Source organism: Sphingosinicella ginsenosidimutans, assembly GCF_007995055.1.
Classification (GTDB): Bacteria; Pseudomonadota; Alphaproteobacteria; order Sphingomonadales; family Sphingomonadaceae; genus Allosphingosinicella; species Allosphingosinicella ginsenosidimutans.
Map to the genome: position 1 here is coordinate 2,104,036 of NZ_VOQQ01000001.1, position 21,353 is coordinate 2,125,388.

Sequence of the window (21,353 nt, forward strand, 5' to 3'; positions counted from 1 at the left end):
ACGCTCAAAAGCAATGGGAAAACGTGTTGCGCTTTTTAAGCCGAGGGGTGAAATGGCCGAGCCGATTTACGAGACCGACGAGCCGGTCCTGTATGCCGCCGAGGACGGGGTCGCGCGAATAACGTTGAACCGGCCGCGCTACGGCAATGCCCAGAACGGCCAGATGCTTTACGCGCTGGATGCGGCCTGGACACGCGCGACAGCGGACGACGCCGTCGGCGCAATCCTGCTTTCGGGCGCCGGGCGGCATTTTTCCGGCGGGCATGATATCGGCACGCCGGGCCGTGACGCCGAATGCAGCCGTGAAGACCGGCGTCTCCTCTGGCCCGACCATGCCGGCAAGCCGGGGGCCGAGAAGGCTTATTTGCGTGAGCAGGAGCTCTATCTCGGCCTCTGCCGGCGGTGGCGGGCCTGTCCGAAGCCCGCCGTCGCCGCGGTGCACGGCGCCTGCATTGCCGGCGGGCTCATGCTGGCTTGGGTGTGCGATATCATCGTCGCTGCGGAGGACGCCTATTTCTCCGATCCGGTGCTTCGCATGGGCATCCCGGGCGTGGAATATTTCGCCCATCCCTTCGAGCTTCCTCCGCGCGTGGCCCGCGAGTTCCTGTTCCTCGGCGAGCGGATGGAGGCCAGGCGAGCCCATCAGCTCGGCATGGTGAACCGGGTCGTGCCCGCGGATCGCCTGGCGAACGAAGCCTTCGCGATCGCACGTCGCATCGCTGAATTGCCGCGTTTCGGGGTCGCGCTCGCCAAACAGGCCTTCAACGCGCAGGAGGATCTCGCCGGCAAGCGGGGGACGATGGAGTCGGTGTTTCACATGCACCATCTTGCCCACGCCCATAACCTGCTGCTGACCGGCGACGGCATTGGCGGGGCCACCGCCCGCGATCTCGCCACCGACGACAATGCCTGAACGCGCGCCGTTGAGAATGCTGTTCGGCCGCGACGCGTGGGAGCGGGTGCGGGGGCGAATCCAGGAGGCCGGACTCGCGGTGCAGCCGCTCCTGCTCGAACCCGACGGTTCACTTGCGGACGGCGATTTCCAGGCGGCCTGGTTCAGCCCCGAATTGTTCGCGCTGAAACAGGACGAGGCCTTTCTCGCCGCCGTGCTCGGCTGCCCGACGGTGCGCTGGATGCAGAGCGGTCGCTCCGGCTTCGACCATCCGGCCTTCGCGCAGCTCGCCCGACGCGGCGTCCGGCTGTCGCGCAGCACGGCACCGGCGCCGGCCATCGCCGAATATGTGATCGCCTCGGTATTCGACCGGTTCCAGCGCGGCCCCGAGCGTCGCCTCGCGCAGCAAGCGCAGGAATGGCGGCCCCTCCCGTTCAAGGAGATCGCCGGCAGCCGCTGGCTTTGCGTCGGCTTCGGTGAGATCGGCCGGGAGGTCGGGCGCCGGGCGCGGGCTCTCGGCGCCCATGTCACCGGCGTGCGCCGCTCCGGGGGCGACAGCGATTGCGCCGACCTGGTCGTCACCCCCGACCGGATGGGTGACGCCCTGGCCGCGGCCGATGTCGTGGTTCTTTCGGTGCCGCTCACGCCGGATAACGATGGCAGCTACGGCCGCGATTTCTTCGCCGGCTTTCGCGCGGGCGCGCTCTTCGTCAATGTCGGACGCGGCCAGCTGCTCGACGAGCCCGCGCTCCGGGCCGCGCTCGACAGCGGCCGGGTCGGCCATTGCGTGCTCGACGTCACCCGGGTCGAGCCATTGCCTCGGGGCGAATGGCAGTGGACGCATCCACAGGTCACGCTGACCGCGCACACGTCCGGGATCGGCTCGGGCCTGATTGGCCGCACCGACGCCCTGCTGATCGAAAATCTCGGCCGCTACCTTTCCGGCGGCCCGCTTCTTCACGAACTCAATCCGGAGAATTTCGCATGAGCTGGAACGGCCGCGTGAATGGCAAGGTCGCGCTGGTGATCGGGGCCGGGGGCAAGGACAATATCGGGCAGGTGATCGCCCGCGCGCTTGCCGCTGAAGGCGCGCAAGTCGTGGTCGCCGGCCGCACCCTCGCCCCGCTCGAGGCATTCGCCGAAGAAATCGGCGGCTGGGCGGCGGTCTGCGACATCACCTCCCAGGCCGACGCCCAATCGCTCGCGGACGGCATCAGGGCGCGCACGGGTGGGGTCGACATCGTCGTCAACGCAACAGGTCACGGCCTGCGCGGGCCGTTCGAATCGCTCACCGAAGCGCAGCTGCGGGAGATTGTCGATTTACAGTTCATCGGCCCATTCCTGTTCTTCCAGGCGCTCTTGCCGGTGGTGCGCGACGGTGGTTCGCTCATCCAGATCAGCTCGGCGACCGCGACGATCATGCTCGACGACCATGCCGCCTATATGGGCACCAAGGCCGGCTTCGATCATGTCATGCGCTGCATCGCACTCGTCGCCGGCCCGCGCGGCGTACGCGTGAACTCGATCTCGCCGGGGCTCACCGACAGCCCGATGGCTGCCGCGGCCAAGACGATCCCCGGCGTCTTCGAGACCTACCGCTCCAAATATCCGCTCGGTCGCCTCGGCACCGCCGACGACATTGCCGCCGCGGTGCTGTGGCTGGCCGGGGACGATTGCTTCATGACCGGCCAGAACCTGCAGGTTAACGGCGGGCTGACGCTGCGCGGCAACCCGTCACGGGCCGAAATCGACGCGGCGGTGATCGCGCTGACGGGCGCGCCGCGTCCCGCGCCCTAGGCCTGGAGCGAGGGGATCGCGCCCTTCGTGACCGATGCGGCGTTGTCGACCAGGATCGACTGGCCGTTGATCCATCGGGATTCGTCAGATGCAAGAAACAGGACAAGCGCCGCGACGTCCTCGGGCGCGCCGCGATCATTTCTGTCGCCGGGCAGGTCGCTGATCAGCCCGGCCCCCGACGCCGCGGCCCGCTTGGCCGGGATGGATTGCACCATCGGCGTGATGATGCCGTTGGGCAGGATCGCGTTGCACCGGATCGGCAGCCGCAGCTGGCCACAATAGACGGCGACGGCGCGGGTATAAGCGTCGACCGCGCCCTTCGCCGCGACATAGGCTGCCACATTGGGCTCGCCCTGGGCGGCCGCGATCGACGACATGTTGACGATCGAGCCGCCGCCCGCCCGCCGCATCGCCGGAATGGCATGCTTGCAGCCCCAGACGACCCCGTCGACGCTGACCGACATGATGAAGCGATAGTCGGCCTCGGTCACGCTCTCTGGCGTTCCGACCTCGACCACGCCCGCATTGTTGACCAGGATGTCGAGCCGTCCGAACCGACGCTCGACGTCGCCGACCAGCGCCGCCCATGCCGCTTCGCTCCGAACGTCATGGTGAAAGAAGCAGGCCGTCGGGCCGATCTCGTCGGCCACCTTCTGGCCTTCCGGATCAACGTCGGTCAGCACGACGGTCGCGCCTTCGGCGGCAAACATGCGCGCGTCGGCGGCGCCGAGGCCCTTGGCCGCGCCGGTGATGATGGCGACCTTTCCGGCGAGGCGACCGCTCATGCGGCCTTTGCCTGGGTCGACGGTTTCAGCCTGATCGGGCACGACCGCTGAAGGTCGAACACCGCGTTGATCCGCCCCAGGCCAAGCCACTTGGCGCAGCCGGCGGCAAGATCGACGATCTCCCCGTCGTCGAAGGCATTTCGCATATCGTCCCAGAAGGCGTCGTCGAACGTCTCGGCGCCGGCGGCAAAGCGCTCGGCGAACCCGATCGCCAGCCGCTCGCGCAGCGAATATCGATCGGGATCGGGCGCATCGACATTTGCGTAGAAGGCCTCGTCAAGGCCCCAGGCGGCCATGTCGTCGATGCGGGCGTCCGTGCAGGGGATGCAGCGGTTGATGTGCGCGATGCGGGTCCGGGCCGCCTCCTGCTCCCGCACCGTCAGCGTCGAGCATTCCTGCACCGCCGCGCTGAAAGCATCGGCGGCGGCACCCATTTCAGGCCGAAAGCGCCACATCCGCTCGCGCTCTTCACCGGGCCCCTCTGGCAAATCGATCCGCGCCATCATCCATCCTCTCGAGTTTGATCTCAATTAAAGGCAGATTTGACGGTTTTAAGCAATACTACCTTTTTTGTGAAGGGCGGGATGCGCGGCGCAACGAGCGCGGCCATTGCAGCGGGGTCGACGTCGGGGCCGGATTTCGCCGTTGGGAAGCGGAGGCGGGCTCACATGCGGTGCCGTTGCGGCTTGCCGCCCGAAGCCTTAAGATCCGTCACCAGGGCCGGGCAGGAAAAATCATGACCAGTCGACGGGATTTCGTGCTGGGGCTCGGCGCCGTCGTCGCCGCGTCGCCAGCTTTCGCGCGGCGATCGGGATGGCGTCGACTGTTCGATGGACGAAGCCTCGAGGGGTGGACGCGAATTGGCGGCGCGAACTGGCGGGTGGAAGAGGGCGATATCGTCGCCGACGCAGGATCGCCTGGCTTCCTGGTCTCGACCGACCGCTATTCCGATTTCGAGCTGCGGGCCGAATTCTGGGCAAGCGATGACGCCAACTCCGGGATATTCCTGCGCTGTCAGGACCCGGCGGAAATTGCCGCGCGCAACGCCTACGAGGTCAATATCTTCGACAGGCGGCCCGATCCGGCCTATGGCACCGGCGCAATCGTGGATGTGGCCCCGGTCTCGCCGATGCCGAGGGCCGGCGGACGCTGGAACATCATGACGATCCGCGCGCTCGGCGACATGCTCGGCGTCGCCCTGAACGGGCATGTGACCGTCGCGGGCGCGCGCGACGGACGCTACCGCGAGGGACAGCTCGCCCTCCAATATGGCGCCGGGATTGTCCGCTTCCGCAGGGTCGATGTGCGCCCGCTTTGACGCGCGGGTCGGTCAGTGCGCGTGTCGATCGAGCAGGAAGTCGGCGCATCGCTCGGCGATCATGATCGTGGGCGCGTTCGTGTTGCCGCTCACGAGTTCGGGCATCACCGAGACATCCGCGACGCGAAGGCGGGGGACGCCGTGAACGCGCAATCGCGGATCGACAACAGCCATCGCGTCCGTTCCCATCTTGCAGGTGCAGGAAGGATGGTAGACCGTTTTGGCGAATGTTCGCGCGTGATGCTCGAGATCGGAATCCCCAACATATTCATCGGCTGATGGAAGTATTTCGCGCTCGATCAAGGCGCTCAGGGCCGGCGCGCGCATGATCCGGCGGCAGAGCTTGAGCCCGCGGATGGGCACACCGGAGGCCGCCGCTGATGAGCTTGAGCGGTCGGTTGGCGAGCTGCGGCTGCGGGGCGCCCTCGTCAACGGAACGTCGAATGGCCGGTTCCTCGATCATCCGAGCTTCGGGCCGGTCCTGGCGCGGGCCGAAGCGCTTGACGTTCCGATCTATGTTCACCCGAGTCTGCCGCCCCGATCCGTTCTCGACGCTTATTATGACGATCTGCCTGGGGCGACATCCTTCCTCCTGGCGGGGCCAGGCTTCGGCTGGCATGCGGAGACCGCGCTCCACGTACTTCGGCTCGTGGTTGCCGGCGTGTTCGAGCGCCACCCCGGCCTCAAGATCATCGTCGGCCATATGGGCGAAGGCCTCGCAACCATGATCGACCGCTTCGACGAAGTGTTTGGCGGCTTTGCCGCGCATAATCTTACGGCAGGCATCGGCGAGACGATCCGGTCGCGCGTCTGGGTCACCACGAGCGGCTTTTTCTCCGCCATTCCATTTCAGGCGGCCCTCGCGGCCTTCGGCGTCGATCGCCTGCTCTTCTCGGTGGACTACCCCTTCAGTTCGAACAGGAGGGGGACGGACTTCCTGCGCAGCCTTCCTCTCGCCGACCACGAGAAGAAGAAGATCGCGCACGAAAATGCCGATGGCCTCCTCAGATTGTCCCATCCGGCCGCGCGCTCGTGAGTCAGGCAGGGATCAATGCTTGCCTGGATCTGGGCGCAGACGGCATCCTGGTGCCCCATGTCCGATCCGCGGCCGATGCCGAGGCGATCGCCGATACCGTGAAATATGGCCGAGGGCGGCGGGGCTTCTCGCCCTCGTCGCGGGCTGGCGCTTACGGCACGATGCAGGCCGCAGCCTACCGGACCCGCGCGGATGAGCGCAGCTCCATCTGGTGCCAGATCGAGGATGCGGACGCGCTGGAGTGCATTGACGAGATCGCCGCCCATGACGCGATCGACTGCCTCTTCATTGGCCCTGCGGATCTCGGCTGGTCGCTATGTCCTGACGGGCCTGACCCTGATATCCTCGACCAGGCGATCGCCAAAATCCTCGGTTCCGGCCGGCGGCACGGCCGAGCGATGGGGATGTTCGTGCCTTCTGCCGATCATATCCCCGAGGCGCTCGAGAGGCGCGTTTCAGTCATCGTTTCCGGTTCGGACCAGTCCATGCTGTTGGCCGGCGCTCGGCAGCTTTCAATTGCGTTGAAGGGGGATGGTCAGAGCCAATGCACCGGCCGGTGACAATGCAGGCCTGACGCCGCGGAAGCGTCGCCCCCGAACAATTTCGTTCGCATCACGATAGGAGTTGCCCACGCTGGGTGACCTGAGAACCTTGGGTGATAGGCTCGGCGGCGTAAAGGTTCCACCGACCGCCTACTCCCGTCGTCAGGTTCGCGATCCGCTAAGCCATTGAAATCGCTGGTGACCCCTACGGGACTCGCGTTTCTATTCTATGATGTTGGAATATATGTGAAAATCTAGCACGGGGCCAGCAAATACCATTGGAAACGCCATCGGACCGCGCGGATTTCTTGGGCTTCCTTGATGCGCATGGCCAAGCCTTATCATCGCCTCCCTCCATCGCGAAATGCAAGCGAGCATCGCTTCAATGCCACCTGTGATACAAAACGGGTGTAGGCCCATGCGGCCTATCTGACCGAGTCGGTGCGGAGTCCCCATGCTTGCTGACGGCCAAGTCACGATAATGATGTCGCTTGCCGACCCACCGGGTTCGAGTCCGATCGGATTAGCTGTCCTTTGGCTGCAAGGGGCGCTGCTTGGGTCTATCGCCATCGCCGTTGCGGTTGTGGCGGTGGCGTCGGTTGGATTGCTGATGCTGGGCGGGCGGATCGATGTCCGCCGCGGGCTGGCGGTGATCGCGGGCTGCTTCATCCTGTTCGGAGCCTCCGCGATCGCGAGTGGGCTCCAATCCCTACTGGTGGACGGACGGGAGATCGCCGGCATTTCGCCGGACCTGCCTCCCGTGACGCCCCCACCTTCTCCGCCGGCGCCACCTGCCAACGCCGATCCCTATGCTGGGGCCTCGGTGCCGGCCCGTTAGAAAGCCGGCGCAATCACGCATGTGCCCCCGGACTTGCGGATTTTCGCGTTCACCGAGCTAGGCCGTGAACGCATAAACGGGATTCCCTTGGCGACGGAGTTCTGATTCAGGGGTCGGATGAGCCGATATGATCTGACCGATTTCGAGTGGCGGATGGTCGAACCGCTGTTGCCCAACAAGCCGAGAGGCGTGCCGCGTGTCGATGATCGGCGCGTGCTGAATGGCATCTTCTGGGTGCTGCGGTCGGGCGCGCCCTGGCGCGATCTGCCGGAGCGTTATGGTCCAAGGACGACTTGCTACAATCGCTTCACGAGGTGGCGCAAAGCCGGGGTCTGGGCCCGGCTGATGGACGCCATCACCGCCGCGCACGACGGCGACATCCAGATGATCGACAGCACTTCCGTCCGGGCGCACCAGCAGGCTGCGACAGCAAAAAGGGGGGTCGAGATCACTGTCTCGGTCGCTCGCGCGGCGGGCTCACGACCAAGATCCACGTCGTCGTCGATGCGCAGGGGCTCCCGATCCGGCTCGGCCTGACCGCCGGTCAGACGCATGACGGACAGATTGCCGACAAGCTCCTCGACCGTCTCGGCCCGCGCACCATCGTGCTCGCCGACAAGGCCTATGACGCCGACCGCATCCGCGCGCTGATCGAGGAGCAGGGCGCCACGCCCAACATCCCGGCCAAATCCAACCGTAAGTGGGAGCCGTGCTTCTCCAGGCGCCTCTACCGCGAGCGCAACATGATCGAGCGCTTCTTCAGCAAGCTCAAACACTTCCGCCGCATCGCCACCCGCTACGACAAGCTCGCCGAGAACTTCCTCGCCATGGTCCAGCTCGCCTCAATGCGGCTGTGGATGCGTGCTTATGAGTCTACGACCTAATTCATTCAAAAGCTGACGAAAGTCCGGGACGAGACTGCTACCAAAAACAAAATTCCCCGCCGCACTCAAATTTACTCCATATGTACCAAATGTAACGGCAGAAAGAAGTTGATCCTCCCGTCCATGTAGAAAAAAATCTGCCGTCAACACTTGAATCAGTTGTCCGCCAAGGGAATGGCCGGATAAATCGAACTGAGCATTTGGAAATGTTTCCCACAATATTTCTATAGCATTTCTGACACTTGCATATTGTAAATCATTAAATCCAGACATCATGGTTCGCGAAAATGTACTCTCTGCTTCCGCTTCACTGCCGATTCCAGCTATGGCAAATGAAATAACGCCGGTGCCGAGCTTATGAAAAGCAACGAAGTTAGCGCCGCTCGTGTCTCCTGCGATCGAACTGCTAGAGAGTACAACTTCATAATCTCGCGCGAACGCGGTTAGCTCCGCCTCGCTTGCAAAAGGATTGCCGTTCTCACGAATCGCGGCAGCCAATCGATCTCCCGTCATGCCGGTTTCAAGGTGAGACGAGGAATATGCGAGATTCGTCAGTTGGGCGCTAAAAACGTAGTCGCGTGCGAAGACGGGTGGGTTCGACATCTGGTTATCTTCCGTGAAGAACTTGCCAAAACGGCGGATAATATTCCATATGGCCATAGGCACAATTTCTATCTATTTGTGGGCCGTCGGCTCCGATTATTGTCGAATAATTGGGCAAATTTACAACTAAGTTATAAATGTGAGCTATAATCCTTCCATTGTGCCGAACTAATATGTAATATTCTGTATTCCCAGCCCCCCAGCCGTATCTGCGAGCGCTATCCTCCACTGAGTAACCACCGAGAGAAAGTTCATCTACCCACATCTTTTGCGTACGATTTCTTTGAGTTCTGAAAATGAAATTAATGAATCTAGAAAATTCCTCTCTGTTGTCGATAGCAACTTTGATATGATTGCGACATAGGCGCTCAAAGTTCCAGTTTATGGCCGTTTTGTATAGAATGGGGGCTGACAGCAGCGCGATGATTAGCAATGTTTTGCGCGATAGCATTCACGTTAACTCCAAAATTCGTCGCTGCAGGAGTCATGGAGAAAGGTGTGAAGGGATCATTCCTATGTCTCGTTCCCCTTCTGGACTATTAAATGATGGAGCCGCGCAGCTGCTTCCGGCAGCCCTTCAAGTCGAGCGGTTGATCCGACGGCTATGACACGTCCCTGCCCATTTCTTCCCACCGGGAATTACGGTGACAGGTGCGAAAGCCCCGAAACAATCTTGGGTTTCGGTCCGCGCTTCCCGGGAAGGAGTTGTTGTCCCGATTTTGCCTGCATGCCCTCGAGCCATTCGCGGCTGCCGACGGGACGGCCGAGTGTTTCTGCCTTGCGCAACGCCGCATAGGTGAAGGCCTCGTCGAACTCTTCCGCGAGAAAGGCGCCGAAATCGCCGGTCCGCTCGATCGCCGGGGCAACGCGCACCACATGATCATCGCGCGCGGCGAGGTGGGCGCGAGTGCTCGACCAACGCCAATCCGCGGCCCGCGCCACCAGTCGCGCGCGCACGGGGTTGAGCGCCACATAGCGAAATGCCGCCAGCAAGTGCGCCTCATCCATCGCCACCGAGCTGAACCGTCCCTGCCACAGATGCCCCGTCACCCGCATCCGCGCGTTGACATAGCCCGTGTAGTGACGATGCACGTGGCGGAAGGTCCGGCCAAGCGCGTCGGCGTCGCGCGGAACGGCAACGATATGGACATGGTTGGGCATCAGGCAATAGGCCCAAACCTCGACCCCATGGCGCACGCTCGCATCGGCGAGCAGATCGAGGTAGAGCGCATAGTCGCCATCCTCGAAAAACGTCCGCTCACGCCGGTTGCCGCGCTGCGTCACATGATGCGGGATGCCAGGCAGAACCATGCGGGGAAGACGCGCCATGCCGCCACACTCGGGCGGATTGGGGGCAACGTCAATTTAGGGGTTTTCGCACCTGTCACCGTAACCCCCCGTGACGAAAACGGGAATCGAACTCCGTCTATGGGCTACGGATCGCAATCGAGCGCGGCGCTCGAAGCCCGTAAGTAAATTGATCCACGCGGCGGATGAAAATCCGTATAATAGCATAAGTCAGTTGAAAATGTCTTTCGACCAGTCCGCCAGTATAATTTTGCACTATTAGGACCAGATTCTCCAGTGAAATGTCGGCTTATGATGATTTCTCTCCCTGGGTTCAAGGTCTCCGTCATCACCGGCCGACCATTGTCAAGTAGAATGATCTGCACGTCAGCGCGAGTCTGATTTACTACACGAAACCTACTATAATAATAGTCACACGAAGTCAGCAAGAGTGCCAGAGTAAGAATCGATTTTGGGAATTTCATCTTAGTATCTCCAAGCATCCCGCACTGACGGCTCTCTCGGCAAGATCTGCGGTGGGAATATTCGCGTTAGCTGGATCTGACATCATCACTGCGGCTACGTGGTTATTGTAATCATCCATTTGACTGCCGGGTATATCCGCTGAGCCAACCTCATGAGAAGCTGCATAGGCAAGAGCCCTGCTCGCACCGAGCATCCGAGTCATAGCCGCGACCCAATAGAAATGCCGGTATGCGTCTCTAGTATCGTTTATTCCTAAAAGGTGCGGATATGCTTCGGCAGACCTAGCGTAGGCTTGATCCGCCGCTTCTTCGGCGACGGGCAGACCCAGCGGATCGGCGAGTCCAGCCAGGGCCTGCGCGAGCCATCGGTTGCCTCGTGGAGGATTACGGCCAGCCGGAACAGCGGGGCACCTATTTTGCGGTGCCGAGTGCCCGGTCGACCCGCTTCCTCCGCCTCCGCCGCCTCCCCCCTTAAATCCATCACCGCCCATCCATGGATTCGTTGGCTGATAATCGCAAACATGAGAATCTCTCCTGCCGCTCTTGGGCTCAATCGGTTCTCCGGGATTGAATTGCCTGTCATTGTTCAGATCGACATATGCGAAAGAATAAGTATCGATGCATTCACCGAGCAGCCCCGTCGGATCGATCAGATTGACGGGATCGTTGCCGACATAGGCATAGAGATTCATGCCCGATCCGTAACCGATGGGATCGGTCTGCATGAACCTGCCGAGGCCGGGATCGTACATCCTTGCACGATAGTACCACAGGCCGAGCTCGGGGACATAGGCCTGGCCGGTATAGCCGAACCTCCCCGCATTGCCCGGCGCGGGCACGCCATATTCGTCGTAGCTGTTGATCGTGGTCCCGCCGACGGCGTCGCTGCGCGCGATCACGCTGCCGCGCTCGTCGGCGTGGAAGCCGCCATAGCCGCCGCCGGCGACGTTGAACCAGGCCAGCGGCTCCCCGGACGGCCCGAGCACGTAGGTCATCTGCGTCGCGTTCGCGCCGTCATATTCGGCGATCAGCCGATCCCCGTCATAGACGAACCGCCGCGTGCCCGAGGCGCCGGACACCTGATAGAGACGCCCCAGCGGATCATAGGTCAGGGCGGTCGCGCCGGGGCCGCTCGTCAGCCGGTTCTCGGACGAATAGCCGTAGCCCGCGCTCCCGATCGCGCTCGTGTTGCCGCGCGCGTCGTGGCTCAGGCTGGTGGCCCCCGTCGCGGTGACCTGGTTCAGCCCGTTCACCGTTTCGGCCACGGCCTGGTCGGCATGGCCGCCCCAGGCATAGGCATCGTTCGAGCGCGTCGTCGCGACGATCTGCCCGGCCGGGTTGTAGCTGTAGCCGAACGTCACATCGTTGGCCGTGCCGGCGACATCGTGGCTGAGGCTCGAAAGCCGCGAGACCGCGTCATAGCCGTAGCTCGCGCTCGTCCCGTCGATGGAGGTCAGCGACGTGCGCCGGCCGAGATCGTCATAGGCCCAACGCCGACGCCAAACGACGCGCCGTTCTCGCGCACCGTCAGCAGATCGCCAGCGGTATCGTAGTCGTAGGGACCGCACAGGCTTCTGTCGATGCGAGAAAGCCGACGGCATAGGCCGCCGGCCTCATCAAAATTAGGGTCCGGACCCTAGTAAACTGGCGCCGTGATCCTAATTGGTGGCTAAGTAAAGTGCCACCGTAACCCAAACTCAAACACAATCGATTTATTTATCTGTCATCGCACTTGGGCGATACGTAGATTTTGATAAAATCTACTTAAAAAGTAGAACTTAAATGTTATTCCAGATACAAAGATAATACCGGATAGCCCAAGTATTATTATCATAACCAAGTGATTTACGCGATAAATCTGCGATAAAAAAAGAATAAATATAGTTAGCTCAGCTGATATTATTATCATAATATTACTTAGTCTTAATGATGCATCTTTTCTTAGCTTCGAAATTGCAAGAGCGGGGTTCAGTTCATTATTTCTAGCAAATGTGTCTATCATATATTCCAGCTGCTGATTGTGCTTATAGATCAGCATCGGAGGAATAGACAGGGCTATTATAATATAGACATATAGCATTAATGTCCTCCGCAAATTACAGCACTTAGAATAGATTGTCCTCCATGTTCTGCGGCTTGCTGTCCTGCCTCTCTTACCGCGGCATTACGTAATCGAGTAGATCTAAACCGACCCCGAATGTCTCTTAATACGCCCCCATCTAACCTAAATCTCACCAAGACATTTTGGAGAGATCGTCCAGCAGGTAACAACCTGATCGGCAGAGCCAGCCCTTGAACCACAAGCGGGCCCCAGTCTCCACTATTTAGGCCATCCGAAAGATTAACCAAACCGAGCTGAGTCTCTAAAAAGTCATTTAGGACCGTTAATCCGAGCGCGCCTGGCTCGTCGCCAATTGCGGCATTTACGATCGTTGCAACATCCACTCCGTCTTGCGTCGTTTCAAGAACGGCGCGAGCAGATCCTATGAGTGATGTAAGTCGTGCTTCGCAATTTTCTCCAGTATTGCCATTTTGAGACGAGCTAACCGCTCCGCCGCCTCCCGCGCCGCCTCCGCCCCAGAAAAGGGACGGTTGATGGCTCAGGCAGACGCGGCCTGTTTCCATCAGGCTATCGGGGAATGATGGCTCTCCCGGATCGCGTCGATGATTGTTGTTCTTGTCCTCATATTCGATGGAGTAATTGTAGAGGCAGTTGCCAAGCCCGCTCGGGTCGGTAAGATTGGCTGGGTCATTGAACACATAGGCGTAGATATTCATCCCCCCACCGAACCCGATGGGATCGGTTTGCATGAACCTGCCGAGGCTGGGGTTGTACATCCTTGCACGATAGTACCACAGGTTCGCCTCGGGTATCCACGCCTGTCCGGTATAGCCGAACCGGCCGATGATGCTTCCGCCCTGCGGATTGCCATATTCGTCATAGGCGTTGCGGCTGCCGACCAGGTTGCCGCTGGTGTCGCTGACCGCGACCACGCTGCCGCGCTCGTCGGCGTGGAACCAGCGCCGGGTGCTCGTGCCCGTACCTTCATACCAGACCAGAGGATCGCCGCTCGCCGGATCGAACACATAGCGGCGCTGCAAGGCGCTGGAGCCGTTATACTCGGCGATCATGTTATCGCCATCATAGGCGAACCTTGTGGTCACGCCGCCGCCGACCGTCTGATAGAGCCGCAGCGCCGGATCGTAGGCCAGCGTCGCGCTGCCCGGCGCCGAGGTCAGCAGATTCTCGGAGGAGTAGCCGTAGCCGCTCGATCCGATCGCCGACACATTGCCCCGGCTGTCGTGCGTCACCGACTGCCCGCCGATCGCGGTCAGCTGATTGAGCCCGTTGACGCTGCTCGCGGTGGCGCCGTTGGCGAGGTCGCCATAGGCATAAGCATCGTTTGAGCGGGTCGTGTTCGTGATATGCGAGGCGGGGTTGTAGCTGAACCCCAGCGTCAGATCGTTGCCGGTGCTCGCCAGGTCCTGCGTCAGGCTGGAGAGCCGCGATACAGCGTCGTAGCCGTAGCTGGTGGTGGTGCCGTTGCCCCTGGTCAGCGTCGTCCTGCGACCGAGATCGTCATAGGCCCAGGTCGCCAGCACGCCGACGCCGGTGCTCGCCCCGTTCTCGCGGACCTTGGTGAGATCGCCGACGGAGTCGTAATCGTAGTTCACATAGAGCCCGGTGCCCGGATAGGTAAGCTGCGTACGCCGCCCGGCCGGATCGTACGCCGAGGTCGCCGCGCCGAGCGGGCCCACCTGCGTCAGATTGCGCCCCACCGCATCCCAGGTGAACGTCAGCGTCTGCGCCGAGGTGCTCGCGGTCAGCAGATGGCCGGTGAGGTCGTAGGTGTAGCTGACGTCCAGCTCGCTGCCCGGCAGGTTCTTGAGCGTCGGGCGGTTCAGGTGATCGTAGGTGAACGCGATGCTCGTGCCGTCCCTCAGCCGCCGGCTGGTGACGTTGCTCGCCGCGTCGTAGCCCAGCTCCTCATAGTCCGTCGTCGAGCTCGTCCCGGGCGTCGTCGGCGAGGGCATGCGCGTGCGGCTCAGCCGGTCGAACCCGTCATAGACATAGGTGGTGCGGTTGCCGTTCGCGTCGGTCACCGTCGCTTGCCGGCCGTTGTTCGTCCAGGTCGAGGCGATCTCGTCCGCCTGCACCCCGGTGACGCCATAGCCGGTCTGGACCAACGCCACCTGCCCGGCATTGTCGTAAGTGGTGCGCGTGATGCGGTCAGGCCCGAATGTGCCCGCCGTGCCGAGCGTGCAGGCGCTCGACGGCAGCGCTCCGTAGATCGCGGGGTTCATCCGCTGCGCCGTGCAACTGACGCGGCCGAGGCTGTCGTAGCTCGTCTGGGTCAGCGCATAGGTCGTGCCGCCCGAAGACAGCGCCTGCGTCACCGGGCGGGCATTGGCGTCATAGGCGGTGTCCACCTGCTCGAGGCTCGAGAACGCCGCCCAGTCGGCATCCGACTGGCTGTTCACCGTGCCCCGCTCCACCCGCGTCGCAAGGCCGTTCGTCCAGGTGGTGCGGACCGCGCGGTGCTTGAGGGTCCCTGTGTCGTCGGGATCGGGTCCCACCACGCCGACCAGCCGGCGCCCGGCATCGTAGCGATAACGGGTCGTGTCCGCCGTCCCCGACAGCGGCCCATCGGCCATGATCATGTTGCCGACGCCGTCGTAGGTCATGGTCGTCGTCGCGCTGAGCGCCCCTGTCCCGTCGCGCCGCTGAACCGAGGTCATGTTGCCGCTCGCGTCATAGCCGATCACCACCCGGCTCTCCGCCGCCGTGCCGACGCAGGCCGGCGAGGCGCCGCTCGCGCAGGACGATATACCGGTCAGGAAATATTCGCCGGTCGTGTTGGTGTAGGAATAGCGCGTCTGCGGGCGGTCGCCCGTGCCCGACGGCGCCGGGGCGGTGATGGTCAGCACGCCGCCGTGGGTGGAGTCATAGGTATAGTCGGTCGTGTAGCCGCGCGCGTCGGTGGTCGAGGTCGGCTCGTTGCACGTGACCGGGTTGGCGCAGGTCGAGGGATAACCCGCCGTCTCGACGATGTCGGACAGGCCCGAGCCCGACTTTGCGACGTGGCGCGTCTCGGTCACATTGCCGCGGGCATCGAGCGTGTAGTTGACGTAATTGCCCTCGGGCTGCGTCACCCGCGTCAGCCGGCTGCTGCCGTCATAGGTGAAGCTGGTCGTGTGGCCGAGCTGGTCGGTGATCGAATTGATCCGGCTGGTGCCGGTGTTCGAGACGATTGTGCTCGTATGGCTCGCCGCGTCGGTCACGGTCAGCGTCCGGATCGTCCCCGACGTGCTCCAGCCATAGCCGGTGGTGACCCCCTCGTTGGTGACCGACGAGACCATCGATCCCGAATGGCTGATCGTTGTCGTGTCGCTCGCCGCGCCCGGCCGGCGGATCGCGGTGAGCGTGCCGCTGCTGTCGGTCAGCCGCCAGGTGAGGCCGCCCATGTCGGTGATCTCGGTCACGCCGGTGGAGGGATATGCGTAGCTCGCCGAGGCCTGAGTGGAACCGCCGCCATTGAAGTGCGCGCCGGTGCGAACGAACCAGTCGGGCGAGGGGGGCGCGCTCGGCGAAGAGCTGTTGCTGGCATAGGTGAAGCCGATGGAATAACCGAAGCTGTTGGCGACCCCCGACAGGCGCTGGGCGTAGGGAATCCAGTTTATCGAATAGATGCTCCAGGTCATGAAGACCGTCCGCCCGTCCGGGCCCACGATGCTGTAGGGCAGCATGGTGCAACTGGTCTGCGAGTTTACCGAGCAGAACATGTTGGGGGCGAGCCCCGCCTCGCCGCTGCCCGTGGGATCGGTAAACGTGATCCGGGTTCCGTCCGGGGCGGTATAGATGTAATCGAACCCCGATTTGGTCAGGATCGCGCCATTGGCCTTGTCCGCGATGTAAAGGGGGCCGCCGACGATGCCGGTGAAAGTATCCCGCGTGCGGTTCGGCAGGCCGATCCGGATCGTCGCATGCGTGCCGCTGGTGGTGCGCAGGAACGTGTAGCCGTCCCATTGGCTCCCGGTGTTGCCGGGCCGCTGCCGGATCAGCGAGAGTTCCGCCCGGCCGGATCCGATCGAGCCTTCGGTCAAGGCCAGGACATGGTCGCCCTGCACCAGATCGACGCCGTTCGCATCGAGGTTGCGGAACGCCGGTTGCGCGTCGGCCGGGGCAGTGAGGGCGGTCGTGGCGAGCAGGGCGCACGACAGCGCCCCCGCGCGAAGCAGGATGTTGGTCATCTCAAAGCTCTCCGGTTTGCGGATTCAGGCCCGCTTCAATTCAGATATCGCGCGGCAAAGGGCGCGAACGCGCGGTTACGGTGCGCCGGTCGTCGTCTTGTTGGTGCGATTGTCGGCCTTGTCGTAGACATAGTTGGTCGCGACGTTGTTGTTGACGGTGCCGCTGTGGTCGACCCTTACCAGCCGGCCACGCGCGTCGTAGCTGTAGCTGATCGTCTCGGAGGCGACCGCCGCGGCCGCAACGACAAGCCCCGCAATCACGAGAATGACTTTCTCGATACGTCTCATGATCATCTCCCCCAACCTCAGGTTCGACTCGATTGCCTGGATGACCAAAGAACAACAAACGAAATCCTACATTGCAAATCCTATTTTTTACTTTGTAGGATATCGATGGGTAAGCGGCTGAAACGCAGTGATTATAAATTTCTACAGTTGTTGGATTTACCCTCGCCTTCAGGAGGAAATGGTCGCTCAACGCCCCAGACCTCGCCCCCTCCCAACTTGCACCCAGTCGGCGAGCTGGTGTCCGATTGATCCCTGACCACGCCGCAAGATGTCGAGCCCGAGTTCCTTCTTCCGGTTGCGCAGCAGCGATTCGAGCTGCGGGTCGCGGTGCAGCGATTTGGCCATGTCGGTGAGTGCGTTCCTCATCCTGTCGGCCTTGTCGTAATCCCATTCGCGATCCGCGGCCCGGACCTGGCGATCAAGCCGTCGCCACTCCTTGACGAACATGTCGGCGCGCAGCGCCGGCTCGGTGCGATAGCGCTGCTCCCAGTCCATGACCCCGATGCCGGTCCTGGCATTGCCGCCGGCGACCTCGTCGACCAGGCCCATGTCCCGCACGAACGCGGCGCGAAGGTCGCGCGCGCCCTGCGGTCGGACCGCATCGAGCGCATGGCGGGCCTGCTCGAACGCCGCGCGCTGGTGCGGGCTTTCCTCAAGGCCGTTGCGGCGTGTGGCGACGATCTCCCTGGTCGCCTGAGCGAACCGCACGATCGCCTGCTCCAATCTGCGGCGTGAGGCTTCGGGCGATGTCGCGCCCAATGTCTCGAACATATCGATCTGCGCGGGCCGGACGATCGGCGCAGGCCGGACGATCGGCGCAGGCCGATCGACATCGCGCGCATAGTCGCTGGCCATGTCCTTGCCGCGCTCGCGGCTGAGCGTGCGAGCAAGCCTCTCCCGGTCCGCAAAGTCATCCCGCCCGTAATGGAGATCGACGCTGTCGCGATGCCGCGACAGCGCGACATAGGCGGCGTGCCGATCGAGCCCCGGCGTCGCCAGCACATGGGCACGGTCCACGGTCATGCCCTGCGCCTTGTGGATGGTGGCGGCATAGCCATGGTCGATATCGGCATAGTCCCTAAGGTCGAACGCGGCGCTGCGCCCATCGTCCAGCATCACCGACATGCGGACGGGAGAGACGCTCTCGATCGTGCCCAATGATCCGTTCTTCACCCCAAGGCTCCGCTCGTTCCTCAGGAACATGACCCGGTCGCCGCGCGCGAACATGCGTTGTCCCTTTGAGGTGGCGATCCTCACCTCCTCGCCAAGCTCGCCCCGCTTATGCTCACGCGCCAGCTCGTTGAGCGTGCGCACGTCGTCATTGGTGTGGGCGAGGATGACCCGGCTGGCATCGGGCCGCTCCCGCCGCTCCGCATCCCAGCGCTCGATCAGCGCGCCGCGCGCTTCCTCCCGGCTCGGTGCCTCATGCACCATGTGGTGCTCGCGATAAGCATCCAGCGCCTCGCCCGTCCGCCCGGTCGCAAGCTGGCGCGTGGCCTCGCGCTGCCAGTCCTCCTGCTGGCGACGGATATCGGTGATCTCGACGCTGCCATGGCGCTCCGCGATCGACCGGAACGCCGCTCCGGCCTCGATCGCCTGCAACTGTTCGGGATCGCCGACCAGCACCACCTTGGCCTTGTGCTTCTCCGCCTCGGCGATCACCCGTTCCATCTGGCGGGTGCCGATCATCCCGGCCTCGTCGATCACGAGCACATCGTTGGCGCCAAGCAGCTCGCGGCCCTGGCGCCATTGATGCTCCAGGCTGGCGATCGTGCGTGATTGGATAGCGGAGCCGGACTCAAGGTTCTCGGCGGCGATGCCGGACAAAGCCGCGCCGCGCACATTGTAGCCGGCCGCTTCCCAGGCGTCGCGCGCGACGCCAAGCATCGCGCTCTTGCCGGTGCCGGCATAGCCCACCACCACGGCAAGATCCCGCCCTTGCGTCACATGTTCGAACGCGCCGCGCTGCTCGGCCGACAGGATGAGCCCGCGCCGTTCGGCATCGGCGAGCGCATGACGCTGGTGGATGTCGCCGAGAGGATGATCGCCGCGACTGGCCAGCCGTTCGGTCGCCCGCTCCAGCCGCTGCTCGGTCGCGAGCATGGCGCGCGAGGTGAACCGCTCCTCGCCGCGTCCGTCCTTCCCCAGGGCCACCAGCTCGGGCGAAGCGCGCACCGCCGCCAGCACACGATCGAACTGCTCTTTCCCGTCGCTATGCCGATGCACGAACCGGGCAAGGTCGCGGGTCGTGAACGTGGCTTGCTGGTGCGTGATCGCGTCCAGCGCCACCGCCGGGTCGGCGAGGATGCGCGCGCCATTCCGGCGCGCGATATCGCGATGCTCTTCGAGCCGTTCGGCCTCCAGTCCATGCCCCACCCGGCGTCCCGCCGCCGCGCCGATCTTGTGCTGCGGCTCCAGCGCAATGCCCTGCGCTTCGAGGCTGCGATGATCGATGCGCGTATCGATATCCAGCGCGGCGAGGCGGGCGTTGACATGCTCGCCCCAGGCTTCGCGCCAGTGCTGCAAGAGCTCGGTGCGGTTCCAGTCGCGGACCTTCGCGCCGAACCCGTCTCCATCCACCTCGCGCATGGTCAGCATCACATGGGCGTGAGGCTTGGCCTCGCCATCGGCGCCGACGTCCCAATGGACATTGAGGTCGGCGATCATGCCGCGCGAGACGAACTCGCGTTGCACGAACTCGCGCGCGAGCCTGATGCCCTCGGCCTGGTCCAGCTCGCGGGGCAATGCGAACTCGGCCTCGCGGGCGAGCTGCGCGTCCTTCCTTACCTCCGCCGCCTCGGCCGCGTTCCACAGCTGCTCGCGGTCCCCGAACTGCTCCGGCGCGCCGTTCGGCAGCAGCACTTCGGAGTGGATGACGCCGGCCTTGTTGGTGAAGGCGAGTATCGCGACCGCGCGCTCGTCCTGTGGAAACGGCGCGGCAGACGCGCGTTCGAGGCCGAGCAAGGAAATTCCGGAGGCTTGATTGAACGATAAGGATGGTCATGCCGTTCGACGGACGTTGTGGTCCTGCCACTGGTAGTTCATCTCTTTCTGTATGGCCGCGACACTCGCTGAAATCATCGTTCCCGTCTGTGTATCGCTCGGCGGCGCTGTTGTCGCCGGCTATGCGAGCTATCTCGTCGGGCGCGGAACGCGCTCGCACGAATGGCGATTGGCGCTTATTCGGGAAAGGTTGCTCGAACGCCGTCAGCTCTATGCTAGATTCATGGCCGAAGCCGACCGCAACATGCTGTTGATCGTGGCGGGCGGAGCTAAATCGATCGACAATGTGATGCCGCTATTCGCCATGCTTGCGGAAATTTCCTTGCTCTCCTCGGATGCGGTCCAGGAAAGCGCAAAAGCCTTATGCGATTGTGCATTGCACGCCAATCGCAGGGATGGAGACGGGAAGAGTGAAGGGGATCATTTCGGCACTAAGACGGCCTTTCTGAAAGCGGCGCGGAGCGAAATCACCCAGCTTGAAGCTGACGCATATCCAAAGCCTGCCGGGACAGGGGAACGGTGTGCGCCCGGCGCATCTTGGTCTTGTGCGGCGGGATGGTCCAGACCGCCTTCTCGAAGTCGAAATCGTCCCACTCGGCATGGCGCAGCTCGCCCGGCCGGACGAACACATGCGGCAACAGCCGCAACGCCGCCCGCGTCTCGGGAAAGCCCTCGAACGCCTCGATGGCGCGGAGCAAGCCTCCGGCCTCCTTGGGATCGGTGATTGCCGCACGATGCACCGGCTTGGGCGCGATCAGCGCGCCGCGAAGATCGGCGGCAACGTCGCGCTCCGCGCGGGCTGTGGCGATGGCGTAGCGGAAGATCTGGCTGCAAGTGCTGCGCAACCGCTTCGCCGTCTCATACTTTCCCTTGCTCTCCATCTTGCGGAGCATGACCAGCAGCTCGTGCGCGGAGATGGAGGCGATCGGCCGCTTGCCGATCGACGCGTTGATGAAGGCGAGCAACCAGCGCAGCTTCTTCATCGTGACGGCGGAGCGGCCTTCCTTCTCGACCTTGGTCAGCCATTCGTCGGCGACCGCCTTGAAGCTGTTGGACACGGCGACCGTGGCGGCGACCCGCTCCAGCTTGATCTGCTCGCCGGGATCGTCGCCCCGCGCCAGAACCTTGCGGGCCATGTCCCGCCGCTCGCGGGCGTCGGCGAGGCCGGTATCGGGGAAAGTGCCGAAGGCCAGCGTCTTCTGCTTGCCGAGATAGCGATAGTTCATCCGCCAGCACCGCCCGCCCGAAGGTGTCACCAGGAGATAGAGGCCGTCGCTGTCCGCGAGCTTGTAGGGCTTCGCGCGGCCCTTGGCGTTTCTGATGGCGAGGGCACTCAAGGCCAT

At 63.1% G+C, this 21,353-nt stretch carries 19 protein-coding genes; 8 read left to right on the top strand and 11 right to left on the bottom strand.

Annotated elements, in window-relative coordinates; translation table 11 throughout:
- Positions 1-52: 52 nt before the first annotated feature.
- Genes FRZ32_RS10495 through FRZ32_RS10505 form a run of 3 tightly spaced genes read left to right on the top strand, consistent with a single transcriptional unit; the run spans position 53 to position 2,689 of the window.
- Positions 53-913: an enoyl-CoA hydratase gene (locus tag FRZ32_RS10495; protein ID WP_147044429.1), complete on the top strand. Its 861-nt coding sequence runs from the start codon at positions 53-55 to the stop codon at positions 911-913.
- Positions 914-929: 16 nt separating this feature from the next.
- A complete protein-coding gene (locus FRZ32_RS10500; RefSeq protein ID WP_243445352.1) occupies positions 930-1,880 on the top strand; it encodes an NAD(P)-dependent oxidoreductase in 951 nt (316 codons plus the stop codon).
- Entirely contained in the window at positions 1,877-2,689 is an 813-nt protein-coding gene (locus FRZ32_RS10505) for an SDR family NAD(P)-dependent oxidoreductase (protein ID WP_147043457.1), read from the top strand. Before FRZ32_RS10500 ends, FRZ32_RS10505 begins: the two co-directional genes overlap by 4 nt.
- Here FRZ32_RS10505 and FRZ32_RS10510 read toward each other — a convergent pair.
- Positions 2,686-3,474, bottom strand: coding sequence for an SDR family oxidoreductase (locus FRZ32_RS10510; RefSeq protein ID WP_147043458.1), 789 nt, complete (start codon positions 3,472-3,474; stop codon positions 2,686-2,688). The genes FRZ32_RS10505 and FRZ32_RS10510 overlap by 4 nt on opposite strands.
- Entirely contained in the window at positions 3,471-3,908 is a 438-nt protein-coding gene (locus tag FRZ32_RS10515; RefSeq protein ID WP_158635897.1) for a carboxymuconolactone decarboxylase family protein, read from the bottom strand. Before FRZ32_RS10515 ends, FRZ32_RS10510 begins: the two co-directional genes overlap by 4 nt.
- 302 nt (positions 3,909-4,210) lie before the next feature.
- Between FRZ32_RS10515 and FRZ32_RS10520 the strand changes: the two genes are divergently transcribed.
- Positions 4,211-4,792 carry a 3-keto-disaccharide hydrolase gene (locus tag FRZ32_RS10520; protein ID WP_147043460.1) on the top strand — a complete coding sequence of 194 codons (582 nt, stop codon included), beginning with the start codon at positions 4,211-4,213 and terminating at the stop codon, positions 4,790-4,792.
- Between the two features lie 12 nt (positions 4,793-4,804).
- Here the strand turns inward: FRZ32_RS10520 and FRZ32_RS15585 are convergent, their stop codons facing one another.
- Positions 4,805-5,119 carry a GMC oxidoreductase gene (locus FRZ32_RS15585; protein ID WP_243445263.1) on the bottom strand — a complete coding sequence of 105 codons (315 nt, stop codon included), beginning with the start codon at positions 5,117-5,119 and terminating at the stop codon, positions 4,805-4,807.
- 28 nt (positions 5,120-5,147) lie between these two features.
- Here FRZ32_RS15585 and FRZ32_RS10530 point away from each other — a divergent pair, with 28 nt between their 5' ends.
- From FRZ32_RS10530 to FRZ32_RS10545, 4 genes are all read left to right on the top strand, one after another.
- On the top strand, positions 5,148-5,828 hold the full coding sequence (locus tag FRZ32_RS10530) for an amidohydrolase family protein (RefSeq protein ID WP_158635898.1): 681 nt from the start codon (positions 5,148-5,150) through the stop codon (positions 5,826-5,828).
- Complete coding sequence (locus FRZ32_RS10535) at positions 5,825-6,388, top strand: HpcH/HpaI aldolase family protein (protein WP_158635899.1); 564 nt, start codon at positions 5,825-5,827, stop codon at positions 6,386-6,388. The genes FRZ32_RS10530 and FRZ32_RS10535 overlap by 4 nt, the downstream gene beginning before the upstream one ends.
- 436 nt (positions 6,389-6,824) lie before the next feature.
- Positions 6,825-7,208, top strand: coding sequence for a TrbC/VirB2 family protein (locus FRZ32_RS10540; protein WP_147043463.1), 384 nt, complete (start codon positions 6,825-6,827; stop codon positions 7,206-7,208).
- 117 nt (positions 7,209-7,325) lie between these two features.
- A protein-coding gene (locus FRZ32_RS10545; RefSeq protein WP_147043464.1) for an IS5 family transposase occupies positions 7,326-8,092 on the top strand; the annotation gives its coding sequence in 2 pieces (ribosomal slippage) (positions 7,326-7,650 and positions 7,650-8,092; 768 coding nt in all).
- Here FRZ32_RS10545 and FRZ32_RS10550 read toward each other — a convergent pair.
- The 8 genes from FRZ32_RS10550 to FRZ32_RS10580 form a co-directional block, all read right to left on the bottom strand.
- Complete coding sequence (locus FRZ32_RS10550; RefSeq protein WP_147043465.1) at positions 8,051-8,752, bottom strand: lipase family protein; 702 nt, start codon at positions 8,750-8,752, stop codon at positions 8,051-8,053. The two genes, FRZ32_RS10545 and FRZ32_RS10550, sit on opposite strands and share 42 nt — an antisense overlap.
- 582 nt (positions 8,753-9,334) lie before the next feature.
- The gene (locus tag FRZ32_RS10555; protein ID WP_205008261.1) at positions 9,335-9,979 is read right to left on the bottom strand and encodes a transposase; all 645 of its coding nucleotides are present in this window, start codon (positions 9,977-9,979) and stop codon (positions 9,335-9,337) included.
- 484 nt (positions 9,980-10,463) lie between these two features.
- Positions 10,464-12,068, bottom strand: coding sequence for an RHS repeat-associated core domain-containing protein (locus tag FRZ32_RS10560; RefSeq protein ID WP_147043467.1), 1,605 nt, complete (start codon positions 12,066-12,068; stop codon positions 10,464-10,466).
- Between the two features lie 122 nt (positions 12,069-12,190).
- On the bottom strand, positions 12,191-12,505 hold the full coding sequence (locus FRZ32_RS15280; RefSeq protein ID WP_158635900.1) for a hypothetical protein: 315 nt from the start codon (positions 12,503-12,505) through the stop codon (positions 12,191-12,193).
- A gap of 41 nt (positions 12,506-12,546) precedes the next feature.
- Complete coding sequence (locus FRZ32_RS10565; RefSeq protein WP_243445264.1) at positions 12,547-16,719, bottom strand: RHS repeat domain-containing protein; 4,173 nt, start codon at positions 16,717-16,719, stop codon at positions 12,547-12,549.
- Between the two features lie 75 nt (positions 16,720-16,794).
- Positions 16,795-17,007 (bottom strand): hypothetical protein, encoded by a 213-nt coding sequence (locus FRZ32_RS10570; RefSeq protein ID WP_147043468.1) that lies wholly within the window; start codon positions 17,005-17,007, stop codon positions 16,795-16,797.
- 186 nt (positions 17,008-17,193) lie between these two features.
- Complete coding sequence (traA, locus tag FRZ32_RS10575; protein ID WP_279379225.1) at positions 17,194-19,971, bottom strand: Ti-type conjugative transfer relaxase TraA; 2,778 nt, start codon at positions 19,969-19,971, stop codon at positions 17,194-17,196.
- Between the two features lie 506 nt (positions 19,972-20,477).
- Positions 20,478-21,353, bottom strand: coding sequence for a tyrosine-type recombinase/integrase (locus FRZ32_RS10580; RefSeq protein WP_147043470.1), 876 nt, complete (start codon positions 21,351-21,353; stop codon positions 20,478-20,480).

Bases quoted from the DNA above. Each gene is read 5' to 3' on its own strand.
- FRZ32_RS10495 (WP_147044429.1), top strand. From the start codon at position 53: ATGGCCGAGCCGATTTACGAGACCGACGAGCCGGTCCTGTATGCCGCC.
- FRZ32_RS10500 (WP_243445352.1), top strand. From the start codon at position 930: ATGCTGTTCGGCCGCGACGCGTGGGAGCGGGTGCGGGGGCGAATCCAG.
- FRZ32_RS10505 (WP_147043457.1), top strand. From the start codon at position 1,877: ATGAGCTGGAACGGCCGCGTGAATGGCAAGGTCGCGCTGGTGATCGGG.
- FRZ32_RS10510 (WP_147043458.1), bottom strand. From the start codon at position 3,474: ATGAGCGGTCGCCTCGCCGGAAAGGTCGCCATCATCACCGGCGCGGCC.
- FRZ32_RS10515 (WP_158635897.1), bottom strand. From the start codon at position 3,908: ATGGGTGCCGCCGCCGATGCTTTCAGCGCGGCGGTGCAGGAATGCTCG.
- FRZ32_RS10520 (WP_147043460.1), top strand. From the start codon at position 4,211: ATGACCAGTCGACGGGATTTCGTGCTGGGGCTCGGCGCCGTCGTCGCC.
- FRZ32_RS15585 (WP_243445263.1), bottom strand. From the start codon at position 5,119: ATGCGCGCGCCGGCCCTGAGCGCCTTGATCGAGCGCGAAATACTTCCA.
- FRZ32_RS10530 (WP_158635898.1), top strand. From the start codon at position 5,148: ATGGGCACACCGGAGGCCGCCGCTGATGAGCTTGAGCGGTCGGTTGGC.
- FRZ32_RS10540 (WP_147043463.1), top strand. From the start codon at position 6,825: ATGCTTGCTGACGGCCAAGTCACGATAATGATGTCGCTTGCCGACCCA.
- FRZ32_RS10550 (WP_147043465.1), bottom strand. From the start codon at position 8,752: ATGGCCATATGGAATATTATCCGCCGTTTTGGCAAGTTCTTCACGGAA.
- FRZ32_RS10560 (WP_147043467.1), bottom strand. From the start codon at position 12,068: ATGCCGTCGGCTTTCTCGCATCGACAGAAGCCTGTGCGGTCCCTACGA.
- FRZ32_RS15280 (WP_158635900.1), bottom strand. From the start codon at position 12,505: ATGCTGATCTATAAGCACAATCAGCAGCTGGAATATATGATAGACACA.
- FRZ32_RS10565 (WP_243445264.1), bottom strand. From the start codon at position 16,719: ATGACCAACATCCTGCTTCGCGCGGGGGCGCTGTCGTGCGCCCTGCTC.
- FRZ32_RS10570 (WP_147043468.1), bottom strand. From the start codon at position 17,007: ATGAGACGTATCGAGAAAGTCATTCTCGTGATTGCGGGGCTTGTCGTT.
- FRZ32_RS10580 (WP_147043470.1), bottom strand. From the start codon at position 21,353: ATGGCCTTGAGTGCCCTCGCCATCAGAAACGCCAAGGGCCGCGCGAAG.